Annotated in this window: 15 protein-coding genes; 13 read left to right on the forward strand and 2 right to left on the reverse strand. The window is 72.1% G+C overall.

Annotated elements, in window-relative coordinates; translation table 11 throughout:
• Positions 1–457 precede the first annotated feature (457 nt).
• The 4 genes from ACH4DX_RS01990 to obgE all read left to right on the forward strand — a co-directional run bounded on the left by ACH4DX_RS01990 (position 458) and on the right by obgE (position 4,439).
• Positions 458–1,990: a phospholipase D-like domain-containing protein gene (locus ACH4DX_RS01990; RefSeq protein ID WP_398153652.1), complete on the forward strand. Its 1,533-nt coding sequence runs from the start codon at positions 458–460 to the stop codon at positions 1,988–1,990.
• Between the two features lie 230 nt (positions 1,991–2,220).
• Positions 2,221–2,541 carry a 50S ribosomal protein L21 gene (gene rplU / locus ACH4DX_RS01995; protein ID WP_016643790.1) on the forward strand — a complete coding sequence of 107 codons (321 nt, stop codon included), beginning with the start codon at positions 2,221–2,223 and terminating at the stop codon, positions 2,539–2,541.
• Positions 2,542–2,555: 14 nt separating this feature from the next.
• On the forward strand, positions 2,556–2,810 hold the full coding sequence (rpmA, locus tag ACH4DX_RS02000; protein ID WP_398116938.1) for a 50S ribosomal protein L27: 255 nt from the start codon (positions 2,556–2,558) through the stop codon (positions 2,808–2,810).
• Between the two features lie 180 nt (positions 2,811–2,990).
• Positions 2,991–4,439 (forward strand): GTPase ObgE, encoded by a 1,449-nt coding sequence (gene obgE / locus ACH4DX_RS02005; protein ID WP_398153653.1) that lies wholly within the window; start codon positions 2,991–2,993, stop codon positions 4,437–4,439.
• 253 nt (positions 4,440–4,692) lie between these two features.
• Here the strand turns inward: obgE and ACH4DX_RS02010 are convergent, their stop codons facing one another.
• Positions 4,693–6,783 (reverse strand): hypothetical protein, encoded by a 2,091-nt coding sequence (locus ACH4DX_RS02010; protein ID WP_398153654.1) that lies wholly within the window; start codon positions 6,781–6,783, stop codon positions 4,693–4,695.
• A 383-nt stretch (positions 6,784–7,166) separates the two neighbouring features.
• On the opposite strand from ACH4DX_RS02010, the gene proB reads away from it, so the two are divergent.
• The 5 genes from proB to ACH4DX_RS02035 all read left to right on the forward strand — a co-directional run bounded on the left by proB (position 7,167) and on the right by ACH4DX_RS02035 (position 12,554).
• A complete protein-coding gene (gene proB / locus ACH4DX_RS02015) occupies positions 7,167–8,318 on the forward strand; it encodes a glutamate 5-kinase (RefSeq protein ID WP_398116943.1) in 1,152 nt (383 codons plus the stop codon).
• A gap of 279 nt (positions 8,319–8,597) precedes the next feature.
• Positions 8,598–9,089 carry a hypothetical protein gene (locus ACH4DX_RS02020; RefSeq protein ID WP_398116945.1) on the forward strand — a complete coding sequence of 164 codons (492 nt, stop codon included), beginning with the start codon at positions 8,598–8,600 and terminating at the stop codon, positions 9,087–9,089.
• Between the two features lie 231 nt (positions 9,090–9,320).
• On the forward strand, positions 9,321–10,613 hold the full coding sequence (locus ACH4DX_RS02025; protein ID WP_398116947.1) for a glutamate-5-semialdehyde dehydrogenase: 1,293 nt from the start codon (positions 9,321–9,323) through the stop codon (positions 10,611–10,613).
• A gap of 61 nt (positions 10,614–10,674) precedes the next feature.
• Entirely contained in the window at positions 10,675–11,328 is a 654-nt protein-coding gene (locus ACH4DX_RS02030; RefSeq protein ID WP_398153655.1) for a hypothetical protein, read from the forward strand.
• 161 nt (positions 11,329–11,489) lie between these two features.
• On the forward strand, positions 11,490–12,554 hold the full coding sequence (locus ACH4DX_RS02035; RefSeq protein WP_398153656.1) for a hypothetical protein: 1,065 nt from the start codon (positions 11,490–11,492) through the stop codon (positions 12,552–12,554).
• 4 nt (positions 12,555–12,558) lie between these two features.
• Here ACH4DX_RS02035 and ACH4DX_RS02040 read toward each other — a convergent pair whose 3' ends face one another.
• Entirely contained in the window at positions 12,559–13,707 is a 1,149-nt protein-coding gene (locus tag ACH4DX_RS02040) for a M48 family metallopeptidase (RefSeq protein ID WP_398153657.1), read from the reverse strand.
• Between the two features lie 153 nt (positions 13,708–13,860).
• On the opposite strand from ACH4DX_RS02040, the gene ACH4DX_RS02045 reads away from it, so the two are divergent.
• The 4 genes from ACH4DX_RS02045 to ACH4DX_RS02060 all read left to right on the forward strand — a co-directional run bounded on the left by ACH4DX_RS02045 (position 13,861) and on the right by ACH4DX_RS02060 (position 17,158).
• A complete protein-coding gene (locus tag ACH4DX_RS02045) occupies positions 13,861–14,163 on the forward strand; it encodes a hypothetical protein (RefSeq protein WP_398154193.1) in 303 nt (100 codons plus the stop codon).
• A gap of 290 nt (positions 14,164–14,453) precedes the next feature.
• Entirely contained in the window at positions 14,454–14,621 is a 168-nt protein-coding gene (locus tag ACH4DX_RS02050; protein ID WP_398116954.1) for a hypothetical protein, read from the forward strand.
• A 76-nt stretch (positions 14,622–14,697) separates the two neighbouring features.
• Positions 14,698–15,348, forward strand: coding sequence for a nicotinate-nucleotide adenylyltransferase (gene nadD, locus ACH4DX_RS02055; RefSeq protein ID WP_398116956.1), 651 nt, complete (start codon positions 14,698–14,700; stop codon positions 15,346–15,348).
• Positions 15,349–15,364: 16 nt separating this feature from the next.
• On the forward strand, positions 15,365–17,158 hold the full coding sequence (locus ACH4DX_RS02060; RefSeq protein ID WP_398153658.1) for an LCP family protein: 1,794 nt from the start codon (positions 15,365–15,367) through the stop codon (positions 17,156–17,158).
• Positions 17,159–17,160: the final 2 nt, after the last annotated feature.

Genomic DNA, 17,160 nt, shown 5'->3' on the forward strand with positions numbered 1-17,160 from the left:
CGTGCTGCTACGCATCTCTTTCCGGTTGGCCGGGTGCGGGTGCCAGGAGTCCCGGCCCTGTCGGCGGCGTGACGCAAGGCATGGGCAATTCCAGCCCGTCCGGCGTTTGAGGACGAGCGCGCAGCGCGACAGACGGTGACGGGACCCACCCGCACGGAACACCCACCCCGGCGGGGTCCAGGGGCGGCAGCCCATGGTTCAGGGAAAGGGGCGGGACTGGGGCGCCCCGCGAGGTGCAAACAATCCCAGCCGCCACACGGACAAACCCGGCCCCACCACGGCCACGCGCCGCCAATGTGCCACCAAGTGCCGCCAACTCCCCGCCCCCGCAAGGATTTCGTCCGTCACTGGGAACGCAGGGCCCTACCGGTAGGACACGTGCGGTCGGTCGACCACGGAGGACATGACGAGGGCGCGCCGAGGGGAGACCGCGCGCCGCGTCAGAGGAGGAACAACCATGGCGCAGCCGCGCCCGGGCGGCACGAGCCGCCACCGCGCCACGACCCCCCGTAAGGCGGGAGGCCGAGCCGCGGTACTCGCCACGGCACTCTCCGCGGCAGCGACCCTGCAAGCCACGACCGGCCCGGCCCCGGCGGCAGCCACCCCGGCGATGGCCACCCTGCCCGCTACCGCCCGCGCGGACGTGACCCCCGCGGACGCGACCCGCGCAGACGCACCCCCCAGGCACGCACCCCCCAGGCACGCACCCCCCAGGCACGCGCCCCCCAGGCACGCACCCCCCGCGCCCGCGACCCGCGCGACCCCGCCCTGGACCGAAGGCCCCGTCTTCAACGACCCGCTCGGCACGGACAAGGCCCAGCACACCATCCGCACCCGCCTGGTCCGACTCACCGACGCCGCGGTGCCCGGCTCCACCGTCAAGGCCGCCGTCCACCACCTGTGGGAGGCCCCGGTCGTCGACGCGCTCCTGCACGCCCGCGAGCGCGGCGTCGACGTACAGGTCCTGCTGGACTCCACGAGCCGCACCGACCGGCCGAACAACCCCGCGTACTCCAGGCTGGCGACGTCACTCGGCACCGACCGGAGGAAGAAGTCCTTCGTCTCGCTGTGCCCCGCGGACAAGTCCTGCCTGGGCGACCCTCGGCACGGCAAGTCGATCATGCACAACAAGTTCTGGCTGTTCTCCGAGGTCGCGAGCGAGGTCGCGGGCGACGTCGCGGGCGCCCGGGACGTCGTCGTGCAGACCACGTCGAACTCCACGCCCTCCGCCCACACCAAGTTCTTCAACGACGCCCTGCTGCTCCCCGGCAACCCGGCGCTGTACGACGCGTTCGCCGCGTACTTCGACGACATGCTGCGCGGGGACTGGCGGGGCTGGGACTACCGCACGGCGAGCAGCGGGCTCTACAAGACGTACTTCTTCCCGCGCGAGGGCACTCTCGACGAGACCGACACCCTGTACGAGGTCCTGAACAACGTCTCGTGCGCCTACAAGGACGCGAACGGCGTCGAGCGGCGGACCAGGGTCCGGGCCTCCGTCTTCAAGATCACGCGCAAGCGGATCGCGGACAAGCTGGTGTCCCTGAAGAAGGCCGGGTGCGCCGTCGACCTGGTGTACGCCGAGACGGACAGCGCCAGGAGCCAAGGGGGCACCCCCGGCACCTGGGAGGCGCTGCACAGGCCCGGCGGCCCGTCCCTGCGCTGCTACAACGACGACCGGGACCCGCTCGCACCCGGCCGCAAGCTCACCACTCCGTACATCATCCACAGCAAGTACGTCCTCATCGACGGGGTGTACGACGGCAGGCGGAACAAGGTCTCCTTCACCGGCTCGCAGAACTACACGGCGCCCGCGCTGCGCGAGAACGACGAGGTGATCGTGAAGGTCGACGACGACTCGGTGCACGACACCTACCGCGCCCACTTCGACCGGGTGCGGAAGGCGGCCTGGCCGGGCACCGCCGACAGGACGGACCTGTGCCGGGGCGTGAAGCCACTGCCGCCGGACGGCGAGAAGCCCACCGGGTGAGAAAGGCACACTGGGTGGGACAGGGTGAGAAAAGCCCGCAGGGTGGGAGCGGGACGGGCCCGGTTTGACCCGTACGGACGAGCCCCGTAACCTTGACCGTCGGCGTGTTCCTATGCACGCCCAACCCCTGTAAACCTCATTCCTCCCGGATCCCGGGAGAGGCCGCTCGTGCCCTCGGCGCGGGGCGGCTGGACTGCGGGGGCCCCGTTCCGAGCGAAAGAGAGATCCGCGTGTACGCCATCGTGCGCAGCGGTGGTCGCCAGCACAAGGTTGCTGTCGGCGACATCGTTGAGGTTGACAAGATTTCCACCGCCAAGGTTGGCGACACGGTCGAGCTCTCGACCCTGCTCGTTGTGGACGGCGAAGCCGTGACCAGCGACCCGTGGGTCCTTGCCGGCATCAAGGTCACGGCCGAGGTCGTCGACCACCACAAGGGTGCGAAGATCGACATCCTTCGCTACAAGAACAAGACCGGCTACCGCCGTCGCCAGGGTCACCGCCAGCAGTACACGGCGATCAAGGTCACCGGCATCCCCACGGCTGCGAAGTAAGGGACTGAGACAAGATGGCACACAAGAAGGGCGCATCGTCCACTCGGAACGGGCGCGATTCCAATGCTCAGCGGCTCGGCGTGAAGCGCTTCGGCGGTCAGGCCGTCAACGCCGGTGAGATCCTGGTCCGCCAGCGCGGCACCCACTTCCACCCGGGCACGGGCGTCGGCCGCGGCAAGGACGACACCCTGTTCGCGCTGGACGCCGGTGCGGTGGAGTTCGGTACCCACCGCGGCCGCAAGGTCGTGAACATCGTTCCGGTCGCCTGACCCCTTCGTCCTCAGGACTTCAAGGGCTCACGGCTCCGTAGAGCGGTTTTCTTCGCGAGGGCGGACCTGACTTCCCGGATTCCGGGAAGCGGGTCCGCCTTTCGCGTGTTGCAGTGAAGACATTTCGTACGTACGTATTCGGCGTGCACGCCGCGCCACTGGCACTGGAGGCACCGAACCATGACCACCTTCGTGGACCGCGTCGAGCTGCACGTCGCCGCGGGTAGCGGGGGCCACGGCTGTGCCTCCGTCCACCGTGAGAAGTTCAAGCCGCTGGGCGGCCCCGACGGCGGCAACGGCGGCCGGGGCGGCAACGTCACCCTGGTCGTCGACCAGTCCGTGACCACCCTCCTGGACTATCACCACAGCCCGCACCGCAAGGCCACCAACGGCAAGCCCGGCGAGGGCGGCAACCGCTCCGGCAAGGACGGCCAGGACCTGGTCCTGCCGGTGCCTGACGGCACGGTCGTCCTGGACAAGCAGGGCAACGTCCTCGCGGACCTCGTCGGCCACGGCACCTCGTACGTCGCGGCCCAGGGCGGCCGCGGGGGCCTCGGCAACGCCGCGCTGGCCTCCGCCCGCCGCAAGGCGCCCGGCTTCGCGCTGCTCGGCGAGCCCGGCGACGGCGGTGACGTCGTCCTGGAGCTGAAGACGGTCGCGGACGTCGCGCTCGTCGGCTACCCGAGCGCGGGCAAGTCCTCGCTGATCTCCGTGCTCAGCGCGGCCAAGCCGAAGATCGCCGACTACCCGTTCACGACCCTGGTGCCCAACCTGGGCGTCGTCACGGCCGGTGCCACCGTCTACACCATCGCGGACGTGCCCGGCCTCATCCCCGGCGCCAGCCAGGGCCGCGGCCTCGGCCTGGAGTTCCTGCGCCACGTGGAGCGCTGCTCCGTCCTCGTGCACGTCCTGGACACCGCGACCCTGGAGTCCGACCGCGACCCCGTCTCCGACCTCGACGTGATCGAGGCGGAGCTGCGCGAGTACGGCGCGGGGCTGGAGAACCGGCCGCGGCTCGTCGTCCTCAACAAGGTCGACATCCCCGACGGCCAGGACCTCGCCGACCTCGTCAGGCCCGACCTGGAGGAGCGCGGCTACCGCGTCTTCGAGGTGTCCGCGGTCGCCCACAAGGGCCTCAGGGAGCTGTCCTTCGCGCTCGCCGAGCTGGTCGCCGAGTCGCGGGCCGCGAAGCCCCAGGAGGAGGCGACGCGGATCGTGATCCGGCCGAAGGCCGTCGACGACACGGGCTTCACCGTCACCCGCGAGGAGGACGGCGGCGAGGCCGTGTACCGCGTGCGCGGCGAGAAGCCGGAGCGCTGGGTCCGCCAGACCGACTTCAACAACGACGAGGCCGTGGGCTACCTCGCGGACCGGCTGAACCGGCTCGGCGTCGAGGACCAGCTGATGAAGGCCGGTGCCCGGGCGGGCGACGGCGTGGCCATCGGCCCCGAGGACGACGCCGTCGTCTTCGACTGGGAGCCGACGATGTCCGCGGGCGCCGAGATGCTCGGACGCCGCGGTGAGGACCACCGGTTCGAGGCGCCCCGCCCCGCCGCCCAGCGCCGCCGGGACCGGGACGCGGAGCGCGACGAGGCCGACCAGGAGTACGACGACTTCAAGCCCTTCTAGGGCTGCTCCGGGCCGGTCGGCCCGGCCCGGGGGCGGCAGCCGCCCCCGGGCGCACCACTGGGTCGGCGAAGGCCCCGGAACGGTCTCGTTCCGGGGCCTTCGCTGTTCGTACGGTGACGCGGGGTTCGTACGGTGAAGCGGTGACGCGGGGTGCGGACAGTGACGCGGGGTCCGACAGTCACGGGTGGGCGGGGGAGCCCCGGCGCGGAGCGGTCGCCCTACGGTTGCCGTCCGCTCCGGGGCCCACGGCCGGTCACGCCGACTCCAGCTCCTCCGTGGGATCCGCGTCCATCGCGGCCTCCGCCGCGTCCACCGTCTCCGTGGACTCGTCGCGCTGGGCGGGGATCCCCGCCTCCACCCGGGCCTCGGCGCGGGCGCGGCGGGCGTCGGAGCGGGCGCACAGGGCCAGGGCCGCCGCGTTGAAGCGGACGAGGGAGGGCGGGTCGGACGGGCCGAGGAGGTGCTCCTTCAGCTCGGCGCGGGACTCCGCGTACACGTCCTTCTCCGGGGAGCGCACGGCGTCGAGGAGGGCGGGCATACCGTCCGCCTCGGGGGTCAGGACCGTCGCGGCGCGCACCGTCGGGAAGCCCGCACGGAAGTCCGCCTCGGACAGGCCCGAGGTGTTGGCGACGGCGTACGGCTTCTCGCTGCTGAGCCAGTCCGAGACGACCGAGGAGACATCGCTGATCAGCAGGTCGGCCTGGTTGAAGCAGGAGAAGATCGCCGGGCGGGACTCGGTGACGACCTGGTGCTCCCACTCGGGCAGCGAGGCCCAGTACGCCGAATCCCACGCCGCGGTCGCCTCGGCGATCGCGGACCGGCTGTCGCCGTCCGGGGTGCCCTGGAGCATCATCCGCTCCATCTCGTCCGCGCTCCTGCGGAAGGACTTGGCCGTGAGGAGGTCCAGGGCGTCCGTGCGACGGGCCAGCTCGGCCGCGGCCTCGGGGCCGGGGCGGGCGCCCGGGCGCCGGGTGTTGGCCTCACGGATCATGGCCTTGATGCGCTCGTTGGCGGCACCGGCGGCCGGGACCTGGGAGCCGGTCATCGGGTGCGGCTTGTAGATCAGGCGCACACCGGGGTCGGCGAGCAGGTGCCGGACGATGTTCTCGCCCGCGAGGACGACCGAGGTGTTGCCGGGGTTGCCGTCCCAGCCCTCCCAGGTCGGGGCGTACAGCACGGTCGTGAACGCACCCGTGGGCGCGCCCGCGTACGGCCGGATCGGGGACAGCTGGGGGCGGCCGACCTCGACCACGTCCTTGTCCTCGACGCCGATGTCGGCGAGCTGGTAGCGCTCGCGGGCGGCGGGGCCCGCCACCCACACCTCGTCGTACGCCTTCGCGTACGGGTTGCAGGAGGACAGCTTGTCGCTCTCGCCGTGGTTGATGAACGCGTGCTTGAGCGAGGGGATGCGCAGGACCTGCGAGGTCTTCGCCGCGTTCGCGGGGTGCAGCATCATCTTCAGCGTCGACGTCTCCAGGGAGAACATCGTGGCGACCTTCGGGAAGCAGATGATCGGCACGTCCGTGGAGTCGATCTTCTGCACCATGAAGCGCTCGCGGAGCACGATCAGCGGCTTGCCGTCGAGCTGGGAGAGCGTGGAGAGCCACATGTTCGCCTGGTAGGCGGACGTGGTGCCGCCGGAGAAGTACATCGCGACCGTCGGCTTGTAGTCGGAGAGCCAGTGGTCGAGCCACTCGATGACGGCCTCGTCGGCCTTCGCCCGCTTCTTCGGCAGCATCCAGGTCGCCAGGTACACCGCGCCGCCGCCCATCAGGACGAGGGAGACACCGAGGCCGATGGCGCCCCCGTACACGTCGGCGGTGGCGGCCGTCACGAGCAGGCCCGCCGTCGCGGGCACGGAGAAGGTGAGCAGCCTGCGGGCCTGCTGGCGGGCCAGGATGCGCGGCGGGGCGGCGCTCAGGCGCAGCGCGGAGGCGTCGATGTTGCGCGTGACGATCGGCAGCGTACGCGCGCGGCGCACCACGACGGCGACGGCCTGGCAGCCGAAGTGCAGAGCGTAGAAGGCGAGCAGCGCGACGGTCAGCGGCGACTGCTCGGCGAGCGGCTCGATGCCGTCGATGCGCAGCAGGCCCACCAGGACCAGCATGTCGCGCAGGAGCTGCCGGACGGTGACATCGAAGCGGATCTTGCCGAGGAGGGAGAGCAGCCCCGGCTGCTTGTACTGCAAGTAGATGTCGAGCGCGAGGTTGGCCGCCGACGCGGCGACGAACACCGGGACGTACGGCACGAGCGCGGTCACGAGCTGCGCCGCGAAGAGTGCGAGCATCGACAGCAGTGCGACGAGCTGTACGACGCGGCGGGGGGCGAGTCCGGCGGAGGGCACGGGCTTGGGCTCCTGGCGGGGGCGGTCGGAAGGGGGCGGAAGGAGTAGGGAAGGGATCAGAAGGAGTACGGATGGGGGCAGAAGGTGTCAGAAGGTTAAGGAAAGGGGTCCGCAGGGAGAAGGACGGGGGAAGCTCGGGGGAGCTGCTGATGAGTGGGAGACCCCTGACCGTATGACGCTCGGTGCCTCCGGAGCAATCTTCCGTGACGCCAATCACCGAATACAGGGGCAAAGGTCATGAACCCGCGGGGCCCGAACGCGGCCCCCTTGACTGCTTCCGGCTCCGCGAAGGCGCCGTCCGGCCGGCGAAACGCGCGGGCGCGGCCGTCGCCCGCTCACGTACATTGCTGGTCCACAGCACACGGGGATCATTGGGGAAACACGTGACAGGGGCAGCAGAACGGGCGGACGTCGCCGGGGCGCACCGCGTCGTCGTCAAGGTCGGGTCGTCGTCCCTGACGACCGCGACGGGCGGTCTGGACGCGGACCGCGTGGACGCGCTCGTGGACGTACTCGCCAGTAGCAGGGACGGTGTCCGGGGCGGGAGCGGCGGCGAGCGCGAGGTCGTGCTCGTCTCCTCCGGTGCCATCGCCGCCGGGCTCGCCCCGCTCGGCCTGCGCCGCCGCCCCAAGGACCTGGCCCGCCAGCAGGCCGCGGCGAGCGTCGGCCAGGGCCTGCTCGTCGCCCGCTACACCGCGTCCTTCGCGCGCTACGGCGTACGCGTCGGCCAGGTGCTGCTCACCACCGACGACACCAGCCGCCGCGCCCACCACCGCAACGCGTCGCGCACCCTCGACAAGCTGCTCGCGATGGGCGCCCTGCCGGTCGTCAACGAGAACGACACGGTGGCCACCGACGAGATCCGCTTCGGTGACAACGACCGCCTGGCCGCCCTCGTCGCCCACCTGGTCCGCGCCGACCTGCTCGTCCTGCTCTCGGACGTGGACGGCCTCTACGACGGCGACCCCGCGGCCCCCGGCACAGCGAGGATCGCCGAGGTCGCGGGGCCCGCCGACATCGCACACGTCAAGATCGGCAGCGCGGGCAAGGCGGGTGTCGGCACCGGCGGCATGGTCACCAAGGTGGAGGCGGCCAGGATCGCCGCGGCCGCCGGCATCCCCGTGGTCCTCACCTCGGCGAGCCGGGCCGCCGACGCGCTCGCGGGCCGCGACACCGGCACCTACTTCCGCCCCACCGGACGCCGCTCCGCCGACCGCCTGCTCTGGCTGCAACACGCGTCCGCCCCGCGCGGGGCGCTCACCCTCGACGACGGGGCGGTGCGGGCGGTCGTCGAGGGCCGCAAGTCGCTGCTGCCCGCGGGCGTCGCCGCCGTGGAGGGCGAGTTCATCGCGGGCGACCCGGTGGAGCTGCGGGACTCCGCGGGGCGGGCCGTGGCGCGCGGCCTGGTGAACTTCGACGCCAAGGAGCTGCCGCGCCTGTTCGGCCGTTCCACGCGCGAGCTCGCCCGCGAGCTGGGCCCCGCCTACGAGCGCGAAGTGGTGCACCGGGACGACCTCGTCCTGCTCCAGCCCTGACCCATTGACGGCGGTGCACCGCGCCGACGGCGAGCGGTGCACCACCCGGCCCGGCGGGAGGTGCACCACTATCCCCGGCGGCCTCGCGGACACCAGCGCAAAACAGGCCGAAAACAGGCGCGAACGCCGTGTCACCGCGGGCACGCGTGAGGTGAAACTCCGCGAAACCGCCCCGCGGGACCTCTTGTCCTGCTCAACTTTGTTGCGAGGGCAGTTCCGCATGACCTTTGCATAACGACCGTCGTATGTCCGCATCACCACTGGTTGAAGGAGGCCGTCGTGAGACGAGTGCGCCCGGGGGCGGCGTCCCGCGGACCGGCTGAGCGCGCGCTGACCAGCGTCGCCGCGGGGGCGGCGTACGCCGGTGACGCGGACGTGAGCAGCGACCACCTGACCCACGAGCAGCCGCGCGAGGGCGAGCCGTCCGACGCGCCCCGCCTCTGGCACGTCACGCTGAGCGTGTCCGGTGCCAGGACACCGCTGGCGGAGGTACGGCGCGGCCTCGAACAGCTCGCCCACGACCACCCCTTCCTGCTCACCAGCCGATACGCCCAGGACCACGCGGAGATCCGCTACTGGGAGGAGGCCCGTGACCTGCACGACGCCGCCGCGGTGGCGCTGCGCCTGTGGGGCGAGCACCGGCAGAGCGCCAAGCTGCCGCCGTGGGAGATCGTCGGGCTCGAAGTGATCGACCGCGACACGTATCACCAGCGGATCGCCGAGGGGTACGGACCCCTGCCCGCGACGCCGGTCGGCGTCCACCCGTTCTAGCCGGGTCCGCGGTGACGTCCCGGACCCGCGGGGACCCCCCACGGCCTGCGGGGCGCACCGGGACCCTCCGGGACGCGCCCGACGCCCTCCCGGGTCACGGGGCGCTTCCGGGGCCGTCCAATACCGGCCAGTCTCATCGCTTCCACCGGGCCCCGGAGCGCCCTCCCGTGTGACGTCTCGCACTGCGGAACACCGTCCGGGCGCCCGCCGGCGCGAGGTTACGCTGCCCTCATGACCGCGCCCTCGCCGCTCTCGCCGTACGACAACATGTCCCCGGTCGCCCAGGCCGCCTACCGCTCCCGCGCCGCCGCGGCCACCCTCGCGCCACTGCCGCGCGCCGAGAAGGACGACGCCCTGCTCGCCGTCGCCGACGCCCTCGAAGTGCGCACGGCGGAGATCGTCGAGGCCAACGCCAAGGACGTCGCGCGGGCCCGCGAGGCAGGCACCAGCGAGGCCATCGTCGACCGCCTCACGCTCACCCCCGAGCGCGTCCGCGCCATCGCCTCCGACGTGCGGGACGTCGTCACCCTGCCCGACCCGGTGGGCGAGGTCGTGCGCGGCTCCACCCTGCCCAACGGCATCGACCTGCGCCAGGTCCGCGTCCCCCTCGGCGTCGTCGGCATCATCTACGAGGCCCGCCCCAACGTGACGGTCGACGCGGCCGCCCTCTGCCTGAAGTCCGGCAACGCGGTCCTCCTGCGCGGCTCGTCGTCGGCGTACGAGTCCAACACCGCCCTGGTGCGGGTCCTGCGCGACGCCGTGCACGGCGCGGGACTGCCCGCCGACGCCGTGCAGTTGGTGCCGGGCGAGAGCAGGGACTCCGTACGCGAGCTGATGCGGGCCCGCGGCCTCGTCGACGTGCTCATCCCGCGCGGCGGTGCCTCCCTGATCAGGACCGTGGTCCAGGAGTCCACCGTCCCCGTCATCGAGACCGGCACCGGCAACTGCCATGTGTACGTGGACGCCCACGCCGACCTCGACATGGCCGTCGAGATCCTCATCAACTCCAAGGCGCACCGCGTCAGCGTCTGCAACGCCGCCGAGACCCTGCTCGTGCACGCCGACATCGCCGACGCCTTCCTGCCCCGCGCCCTCGACGCGCTCGCCGAGGCCGGCGTCACCGTGCACGCCGACGAGCGCGTCCAGGCGTACGCCGGGGGCTCCAAGGCGACCGTCGTGCCCGCGACCACCGAGGACTGGGAGACCGAGTACCTCTCGTACGACATCGCGGCCGCCGTCGTCGACTCCCTGGAGCAGGCCGTCGAACACATCCGGCTGTGGACCTCGGGTCACACCGAGGCCATCGTCACCACCTCGCAGCAGGCCGCGCGCCGGTTCACGCAGCTCGTGGACTCCACGACGGTCGCCGTGAACGCCTCGACGCGGTTCACCGACGGCGGCCAGTTCGGCTTCGGCGCCGAGATCGGCATCTCCACGCAGAAGCTGCACGCGCGGGGACCGATGGGCCTGCCGGAACTCACGTCGACGAAGTACATCGTCACGGGCGACGGGCACGTGCGATGACAGTCGCCTGAATTCCCTTGCCGTCTGCCCAGATCGCCCACTTCAGGTCTACGCTGGACGCGTGCCGGAGGACGTGGGGGGCATGCCGTTTCCCGACGGCTGGGAGCCCGACGACGACCGCGACCACGGGGATGCGGACGAGGAGTTCGCCTCCGTGGTCTTCGACGAGGATTTCGTGCGCGCCGCCGAGATCCATGAGCCCACCGCGGTCGAGCGGCTGCTCGCCGCCGCCCAGGCACGCGCCGAGGCGTCCGAGACCGAGTTCCGCCGCGGCCGCACCAGGCGCCGCGGCACGCGAAGAACGGGCGACGACCACGACCGTCCGTACCACGACGGGTACGGACCCGACGACAACGGCGGGTTCGGACCCGACTACTCCGGATACGGGGATTACGGCGAGTACGTCGACGACCGGGACCTCCTCGAGGACGGCCACGGGCGCCACGGCGGATACGGCCGGTACGGCCGCCGCAACCTCCAGGTCCGCTGGCACCGCCCCGTCGCCTGGATGCTCGCCCTCGTCCTCGGCATAGGCATGGTCGCCTTCGCCTTCGCCGCGGTGTACCGCGGAGCGGCGTCCGGCCGCCAGGACCGGATACCACCGCCCGCCACCACCGAGATCGAGCAGAACGCCGGCCCCCGGGACGCCGGCACCCCCTCCGCGTCGGCGGAGCTCGGCCGGTCCCCGGTGCCGGCGCAACCCCGTACGCCCTGACGGCGAGAACCCCTGTCCGCGCCCTGCGCACGCCCGGTCCGCCGCCCGTTCGCGCCCTCGCCGCGCCGGTGCGCCCAACTGCGCCGCAGTCACCAGGAGTTGTCAGAAGTTGTCGTGCACCAGGGCGTTTACCTCGACGCCCGGAGACCTACCCTGAAGGTATGGGCGGTCCAGGAGAACCACCTGCGGGGACACCCGAGGGCGCTCCCGGAGGTGAGGACGAGTACCGATCCGTCGTCTTCGACGAGTCGTTCGTGCGCGCTGCGCGACTCCAGGAGCTCTCCGCGCGCGAGCGCATGAGCGACCACGCGCGCGCCGTGCGCCGCAGGCCGAGCCCGCACCGCCGCCTCTCCCGCCAGTTCGTCGTCCTCGTCGTCCTCATCGCCCTCGCCTTCGGCACCGCGATCTACATGGGCGTACGGCACCCCTACGGCAGCCCCGCCGCCAAGCGCCCCGACCCGCTGCGGATGACCGTCGTACCGCTCGCGCCCCAGGGCCGTGTGCCCGGCTCGGCGAAGGTGGCCGATCTGTTCGCCAAGAGCCCGGCCGCGCAGTTCCGCCTCGGCGCAGGCGGCATCAACCTGCCCACCACCCGGCGCACCGACCACTTCTCCGAGGACCAGGTCCTCTCCGCGCTCACCACGGCCAAGGACTATCTGGTCGAGTCCTCCCTCGACCCGGACGTGCTCATGGGCCGCGCCGTGCGCTCGCCCCGCGTCCTGCTCGACCCGGGCCAGCTCGACCAGTTCGACCGGAGCCTCGCCCGCCCCGCGGCCGACGGCCGGCACGCGCCCACCGGCTGGATGGTGCGGTTCGACCCGGCGAAGACGGCGCTCGCCGACCCGGGGGTGCGCGTCCAGGGCACCCTGCGGGCCGCCGAGACGGACAAGGAGACCCTGGAGGTCTCCTCCGACCACACCTTCGTGTACGCGCTGCGGCCGGCTCGCACCGACCAGCGCGCGCGGGCCTCCCTGTTCACCGTCCGGCGCGCGCTGCACTTCCGCTTCGACCGCGACGACCTGCGCATGCACCAGGCCGAACTGCTCGTCTCCCACCTCCAGGCGGGGCCGCTCGCCTGCGCCACCGACGCCACCCGCGTGCTGCGGCCGCTGCTCGCGGACCAGCGGGCGAAGGCGGGCGGGCCCGCGGGCACCGACCCGTACGCGACGGGGGACGCGACGGCGCTGTGCGGGACGCTGGCGGGGGCGGCCCAGCCCAGGCTGTGAGCGCCTACTCGGTGCCGTTGGTGCCGTCGGGGTTGCCAGGGCCGCCGGTGCCTCCGGCGGGGCGGTCCGAGGCGCTGCCCCCGGCCTCTCCGGGAGCGCTGCCGCCGCCCGCCTGCCCGGTGAACTTCCCGCGCAGTCTGCCGCCCAGGTCGCCCGCGCCACCCGCGATGTCGGAGACCAGCTTCATCAGCGGGTCCTTGCTGGTGCGCACGTCCTCCGCGTACGCCGACGCGGACTGGCGGAAGGAGTCGGTGACCGAGGTGTCGGAGTCCTCGTCGCGGCGCGGGTAGTGGCCGTCCATGATGCGCTGGTAGTCGCGGGTCGCGGCCCACTTCTTCAGCTCGGCGGCGCGCACGGTGGTGAAGGGGTGCGAGCGCGGCAGCACGTTCAGGATCTTCAGTACGGAGTCGCGCAGGTCGCCGCCCGCCTCGTACTCCTCGGCCTGCTCCAGGAACGCGTCCACGTTCATCTCGTGCAGGTGGTTGCCGCCCGCGATCTTCATCAGGCCGCGCATGGACGCCTGGAGGTCCTGGCCGACGAGCAGGCCCGCGCGGTCCGCGGACAGCTCGGACTTGCGGAACCACTCGCGCAGCGCGGTCACGATCGCCATGATCGCGACGTTGCCGAGCGGGATCCACGCCACCTTCAGGGCGAGGTTCGTCAGGAACAGCAGGATCGTGCGGTACACCGAGTGGCCGGAGAGGGCGTGGCCCACCTCGTGGCCGACGACCGCCCGCATCTCCTCCTCGTCGAGGAGCTCCACGAGGCCCGTGGTGACCACGATGATCGGCTCGTCGAGCCCGATGCACATGGCGTTCGGCTTCGGGTCCTGCTGGACGTACATCGCCGGGACCTTCTCCAGGTCCAGGATGTAGCAGGCGTCCCTGAGCATGGTGTTCAGGTGGGCGAACTGGGCGTCGGACACGCGGACGGAGTCCGAGAGGAAGAGCAGGCGCAGGCTGCGCTCGGGCAGCAGTCCGCTGAGGGCCTTGAAGACCGTGTCGAAGCCGGTGAGCTTGCGCAGGGCCACCAGGGCCGAGCGGTCCGCGGGGTGCTCGTAGGCCCGGGACGAGATGCCGGGGAAGCGCCTGCGCTGCCGGCTCGGCACGCTCTCCCGCTCGTGCCCCGCGCCGTTGTGGTTGCCGTCGGTCATGCCGCGTCCCCCATGTCGTGTCCATGTCGTGTCGGCTCTGGTCCGACGTCGTGTCGGCTCCGGCCGACGCCGGTCCGATCCCTGCCCCCGAGACGAACCCCAGCCTAGGCGGAGATACCGTGGCGAGGCAGCACACAGAAGGAGTCATCCGCCATGGAGCACATCTCCGCAGCCGAAGCCCTCACCCTCGCCGCCCGCGCGGCCGGCAAGCAGGGCCCGGGCAACCTGCTACGCGTCGTGCTGATCGTGATGGTGGTGGGCTGCGTCCTGGCGGCCTGGCTGCTGCTGCGCGGGTACCGGCAGGGGAACGAGGTTCGGGGGAGCGGGGGTGAGGACGCGCCTTCGGGTGGGGGTGGTTCCCGGGAGGGTGCGGGGGGTCGCGCGGCGGGCGACTCGGTGGGCGGCACGGAGGACCGGGCGCCGAGGGGTGGGTCCGAGGGGGACCGCGAGAGGTGATCGCGGGCGGGTGCGTGACCTGGTCGTGGGCAGTCGCGTGGGGTGTTCGTGGGCGGCCGCGTGAGGCGTTCGCGGGTGGGCGCGTGAGGTGTTCGTAAGCAGCCGCGTGACTAGGTCGTGGGCAGTCGTGTGCGCGGTCGTGTGAGCCGGGTGCGGGCGGAACGGGTGCCCGCGCGCGTGCGTGTCTCGTACCGCAACGGCGGAGTCGGCGTGATCGCCGCCCGGGTGCCCGCATACGATGGCCCCGAGTCTTTATCCCGATCCCACACACCGGATAGGTCCTGCTGACGATGAGCCTCCACAGCACCGCCGCCGCCCAGCTGGTCTCCCTCGCGTCCGAGGGCGGCGAGCACAGCGGCGGCCACGAAAGCCTCAGCGCCTACGTCACCGGCGGCGGCGCCCTGCTCGCGCTCCTCCTGCTGCTGTGGATCACCACGCGCTTCAACCGCGACCGCTGAGCCCCGCCCGGCCCGGGCCCGGCACCCGGACGGCTGACGGCAGGACCCGCTCGCGGGGCCGGTAGTGTCTGCACGCATGGGAGAGCAGGACATGCCGACCGGCCCGCCGAGCGGCCCGGGCACAGGACCGGCGAGCGCGGCCAAGCGCCGCCTCGGCGTCATGGGCGGAACGTTCGACCCGATCCACCACGGACACCTGGTGGCGGCCAGTGAGGTCGCCGCCCGCTTCCACCTCGACGAGGTGGTGTTCGTACCGACCGGGCAGCCGTGGCAGAAGAGTGACAAGAAGGTCTCACCGGCCGAGGACCGCTATCTGATGACGGTCATCGCGACCGCCGAGAACCCGCAGTTCTCGGTCAGCCGCATCGACATGGACCGCGGCGGCCCCACCTACACCACGGACACCCTGCGCGACTTGCGCCGCCTCAACCCCGAGGCGGACCTCTTCTTCATCACGGGCGCCGACGCGCTCGGCCAGATCCTCACCTGGCGGGACACCGAGGAGCTGTTCTCGCTGGCCCACTTCATCGGCGTCACCCGGCCCGGCCACACCCTGGCCGACCCCGGCCTGCCCGCGGGCGGGGTCTCGCTGGTGGAGGTGCCCGCCCTCGCCATCTCCTCCACGGACTGCCGCGCACGGGTCGCGGGCGGGGATCCCGTCTGGTACCTGGTGCCGGACGGCGTGGTGCGTTATATCGACAAGCGCGAGCTGTACCGCGGCGAGTGAGCCGAGAGGGGCACCGGTGAACGACCGACAGTACGACCCGTATGCGGGCCAGGACCCGTACGCGGGCCGGTACGCGGGTGCCGCGGACCAGTACGCGGGTGCCCCGGTGGACCAGTACGAGGTCGTCGGGTACGACGAGTACGGGCAGCCGGTGTACCAACTGGTGCGGCAGCACCAGGTTCCCCCGCAGGCGCAGCCTTCGTACGACGCGTACGCCGCGCAGCCCCAGTCCCAGTCCCGGCCCCAGTCCCAGTCCCAGCCGCAGGGCTACGGCTACGACCCGTACGCCTCGGGGGCGTTGCCGCCGCAGTCGTACGACGCCGGGGCCTCGTACGACGCCGGGGTCAAGTACGACGCGGGGCAGCAGGGCGGGTGGATCCCGCAGCAGCAGGCGCCGCAGCAGGAGCACCACGAGCCGCAGCAGCACGAGTCGCAGCAGCAGCACCAGTCGCAGCAGCACCAGGGCCCGCACGAGCCTCGCGGGTCGCACGCGCCCCAAGACCCCCACGAACCGCACGAATTCCAGGAACCGCACGCGTCCCAGGACCCCCCTGAGTACCGCACCGAGCAGTTCTCGTTCATAGAGGAACCGGACGAGCAGTCCGAAGACGTCATCGACTGGCTGAAGTTCACCGAGAGCCGCACCGAGCGGCGCGAGGAGGCCAAGCGGCGCGGCCGCTCCCGCGTCGTCGCCCTAGTGGTGGTGCTCGTGCTCGCCGTCGTCGGTGGCGTCGGCTATCTGTGGGCGGCGGGCGACCTGCCGGGGCAGGCGGACGAGAAGTCCGGCGCACAGGCCGCCGCGGGCCCGCAGAAGCGGGACGTGGTCGTCGTCCACCTGCACAACACCAAGGGCGGCGGCACGTCCACGGCGCTCCTGGTGAACAACACCACCACCAAGCGCGGCACCACCGTCCTGCTGCCCAACTCCCTCGCCATGACGGGCGACGACGGCACCGGCACCACCCTCGCCAAGTCCGTCGAGGACGACGGCTCCACCGGGACCCGCGAGGCCATCGACACCGCGCTCGGCACCCATGTCGAGGGCACCTGGCGCCTGGACACCCCCTACCTCAACAACCTCGTCGAACTCGTCGGCAACATCGACATCGACACCGACGCCGACGTCCCCGACCCGAAGGCGAAGAAGAAGGGCGGGGCACCACTCGTCAAGAAGGGCGAACAGCAGACCCTCAGCGGACCCATGGCCGTCGCGTACGCCACCTACCGCGCGCCGGGCGAGGCCGAGGACGCGCAGCTCACCCGGTTCGGGCAGGTCGTGCAGGGCGTGCTGCGCAAGCTGTCGTCCGACCCGCAGGCCGCGACCGTCACCGTGCAGTCGCTCGCGCAGATCCTCGACCCGTCCCTGAAGGAGAAGGACCTCGGCTCCTTCCTCGCCAGGCTCGCCGACCGCGCCAAGGGCGGCGACTACGCCACGGCGCTGCTCCCCGTGCGGCAGGACGGGACGCTGTCCGAGAAGACCGGCGCGAGCGTGGTCAAGGACGTGCTCGGCGGCGCGGTGAAGAGCCCGGAGCAGGGCGCGGCCGTACGGGTCGGTGTGAAGAACGCCACCGGCGACAAGGACGCCACCCAGAAGGCCCGCATCGCCCTGGTCAACGGCGGCTACACCTTCGTCGACTCCGGCACCGGCTCCGGGTCGTCGGCGACGTCGCAGGTCACTTATGCCGACGCGGCCAAGAAGGCGGAGGCACAAGAGGTCGCCAAGACCCTCGGCCTGCCCGCCGGCGCGGTCCGCGAGGGCGAGGCGGCACCGAACGCGGACGTGTCGGTGGTGCTCGGCGGGGACTACTGACG

The sequence above is a fragment of the Streptomyces sp. NPDC017940 genome, assembly GCF_044328435.1.
GTDB lineage: Bacteria > Actinomycetota > Actinomycetes > Streptomycetales > Streptomycetaceae > Streptomyces.

Excerpts from the sequence above, each read along its gene's own strand:
- ACH4DX_RS02050 (WP_398116954.1), top strand. The coding sequence starts at position 14,454 with ATGAGCCTCCACAGCACCGCCGCCGCCCAGCTGGTCTCCCTCGCGTCC.
- obgE (WP_398153653.1), top strand. The coding sequence starts at position 2,991 with ATGACCACCTTCGTGGACCGCGTCGAGCTGCACGTCGCCGCGGGTAGC.
- rpmA (WP_398116938.1), top strand. The coding sequence starts at position 2,556 with ATGGCACACAAGAAGGGCGCATCGTCCACTCGGAACGGGCGCGATTCC.
- ACH4DX_RS02045 (WP_398154193.1), top strand. The coding sequence starts at position 13,861 with ATGGAGCACATCTCCGCAGCCGAAGCCCTCACCCTCGCCGCCCGCGCG.
- ACH4DX_RS02035 (WP_398153656.1), top strand. The coding sequence starts at position 11,490 with ATGGGCGGTCCAGGAGAACCACCTGCGGGGACACCCGAGGGCGCTCCC.
- ACH4DX_RS01990 (WP_398153652.1), top strand. The coding sequence starts at position 458 with ATGGCGCAGCCGCGCCCGGGCGGCACGAGCCGCCACCGCGCCACGACC.
- ACH4DX_RS02040 (WP_398153657.1), bottom strand. The coding sequence starts at position 13,707 with ATGACCGACGGCAACCACAACGGCGCGGGGCACGAGCGGGAGAGCGTG.
- ACH4DX_RS02025 (WP_398116947.1), top strand. The coding sequence starts at position 9,321 with ATGACCGCGCCCTCGCCGCTCTCGCCGTACGACAACATGTCCCCGGTC.
- nadD (WP_398116956.1), top strand. The coding sequence starts at position 14,698 with ATGGGAGAGCAGGACATGCCGACCGGCCCGCCGAGCGGCCCGGGCACA.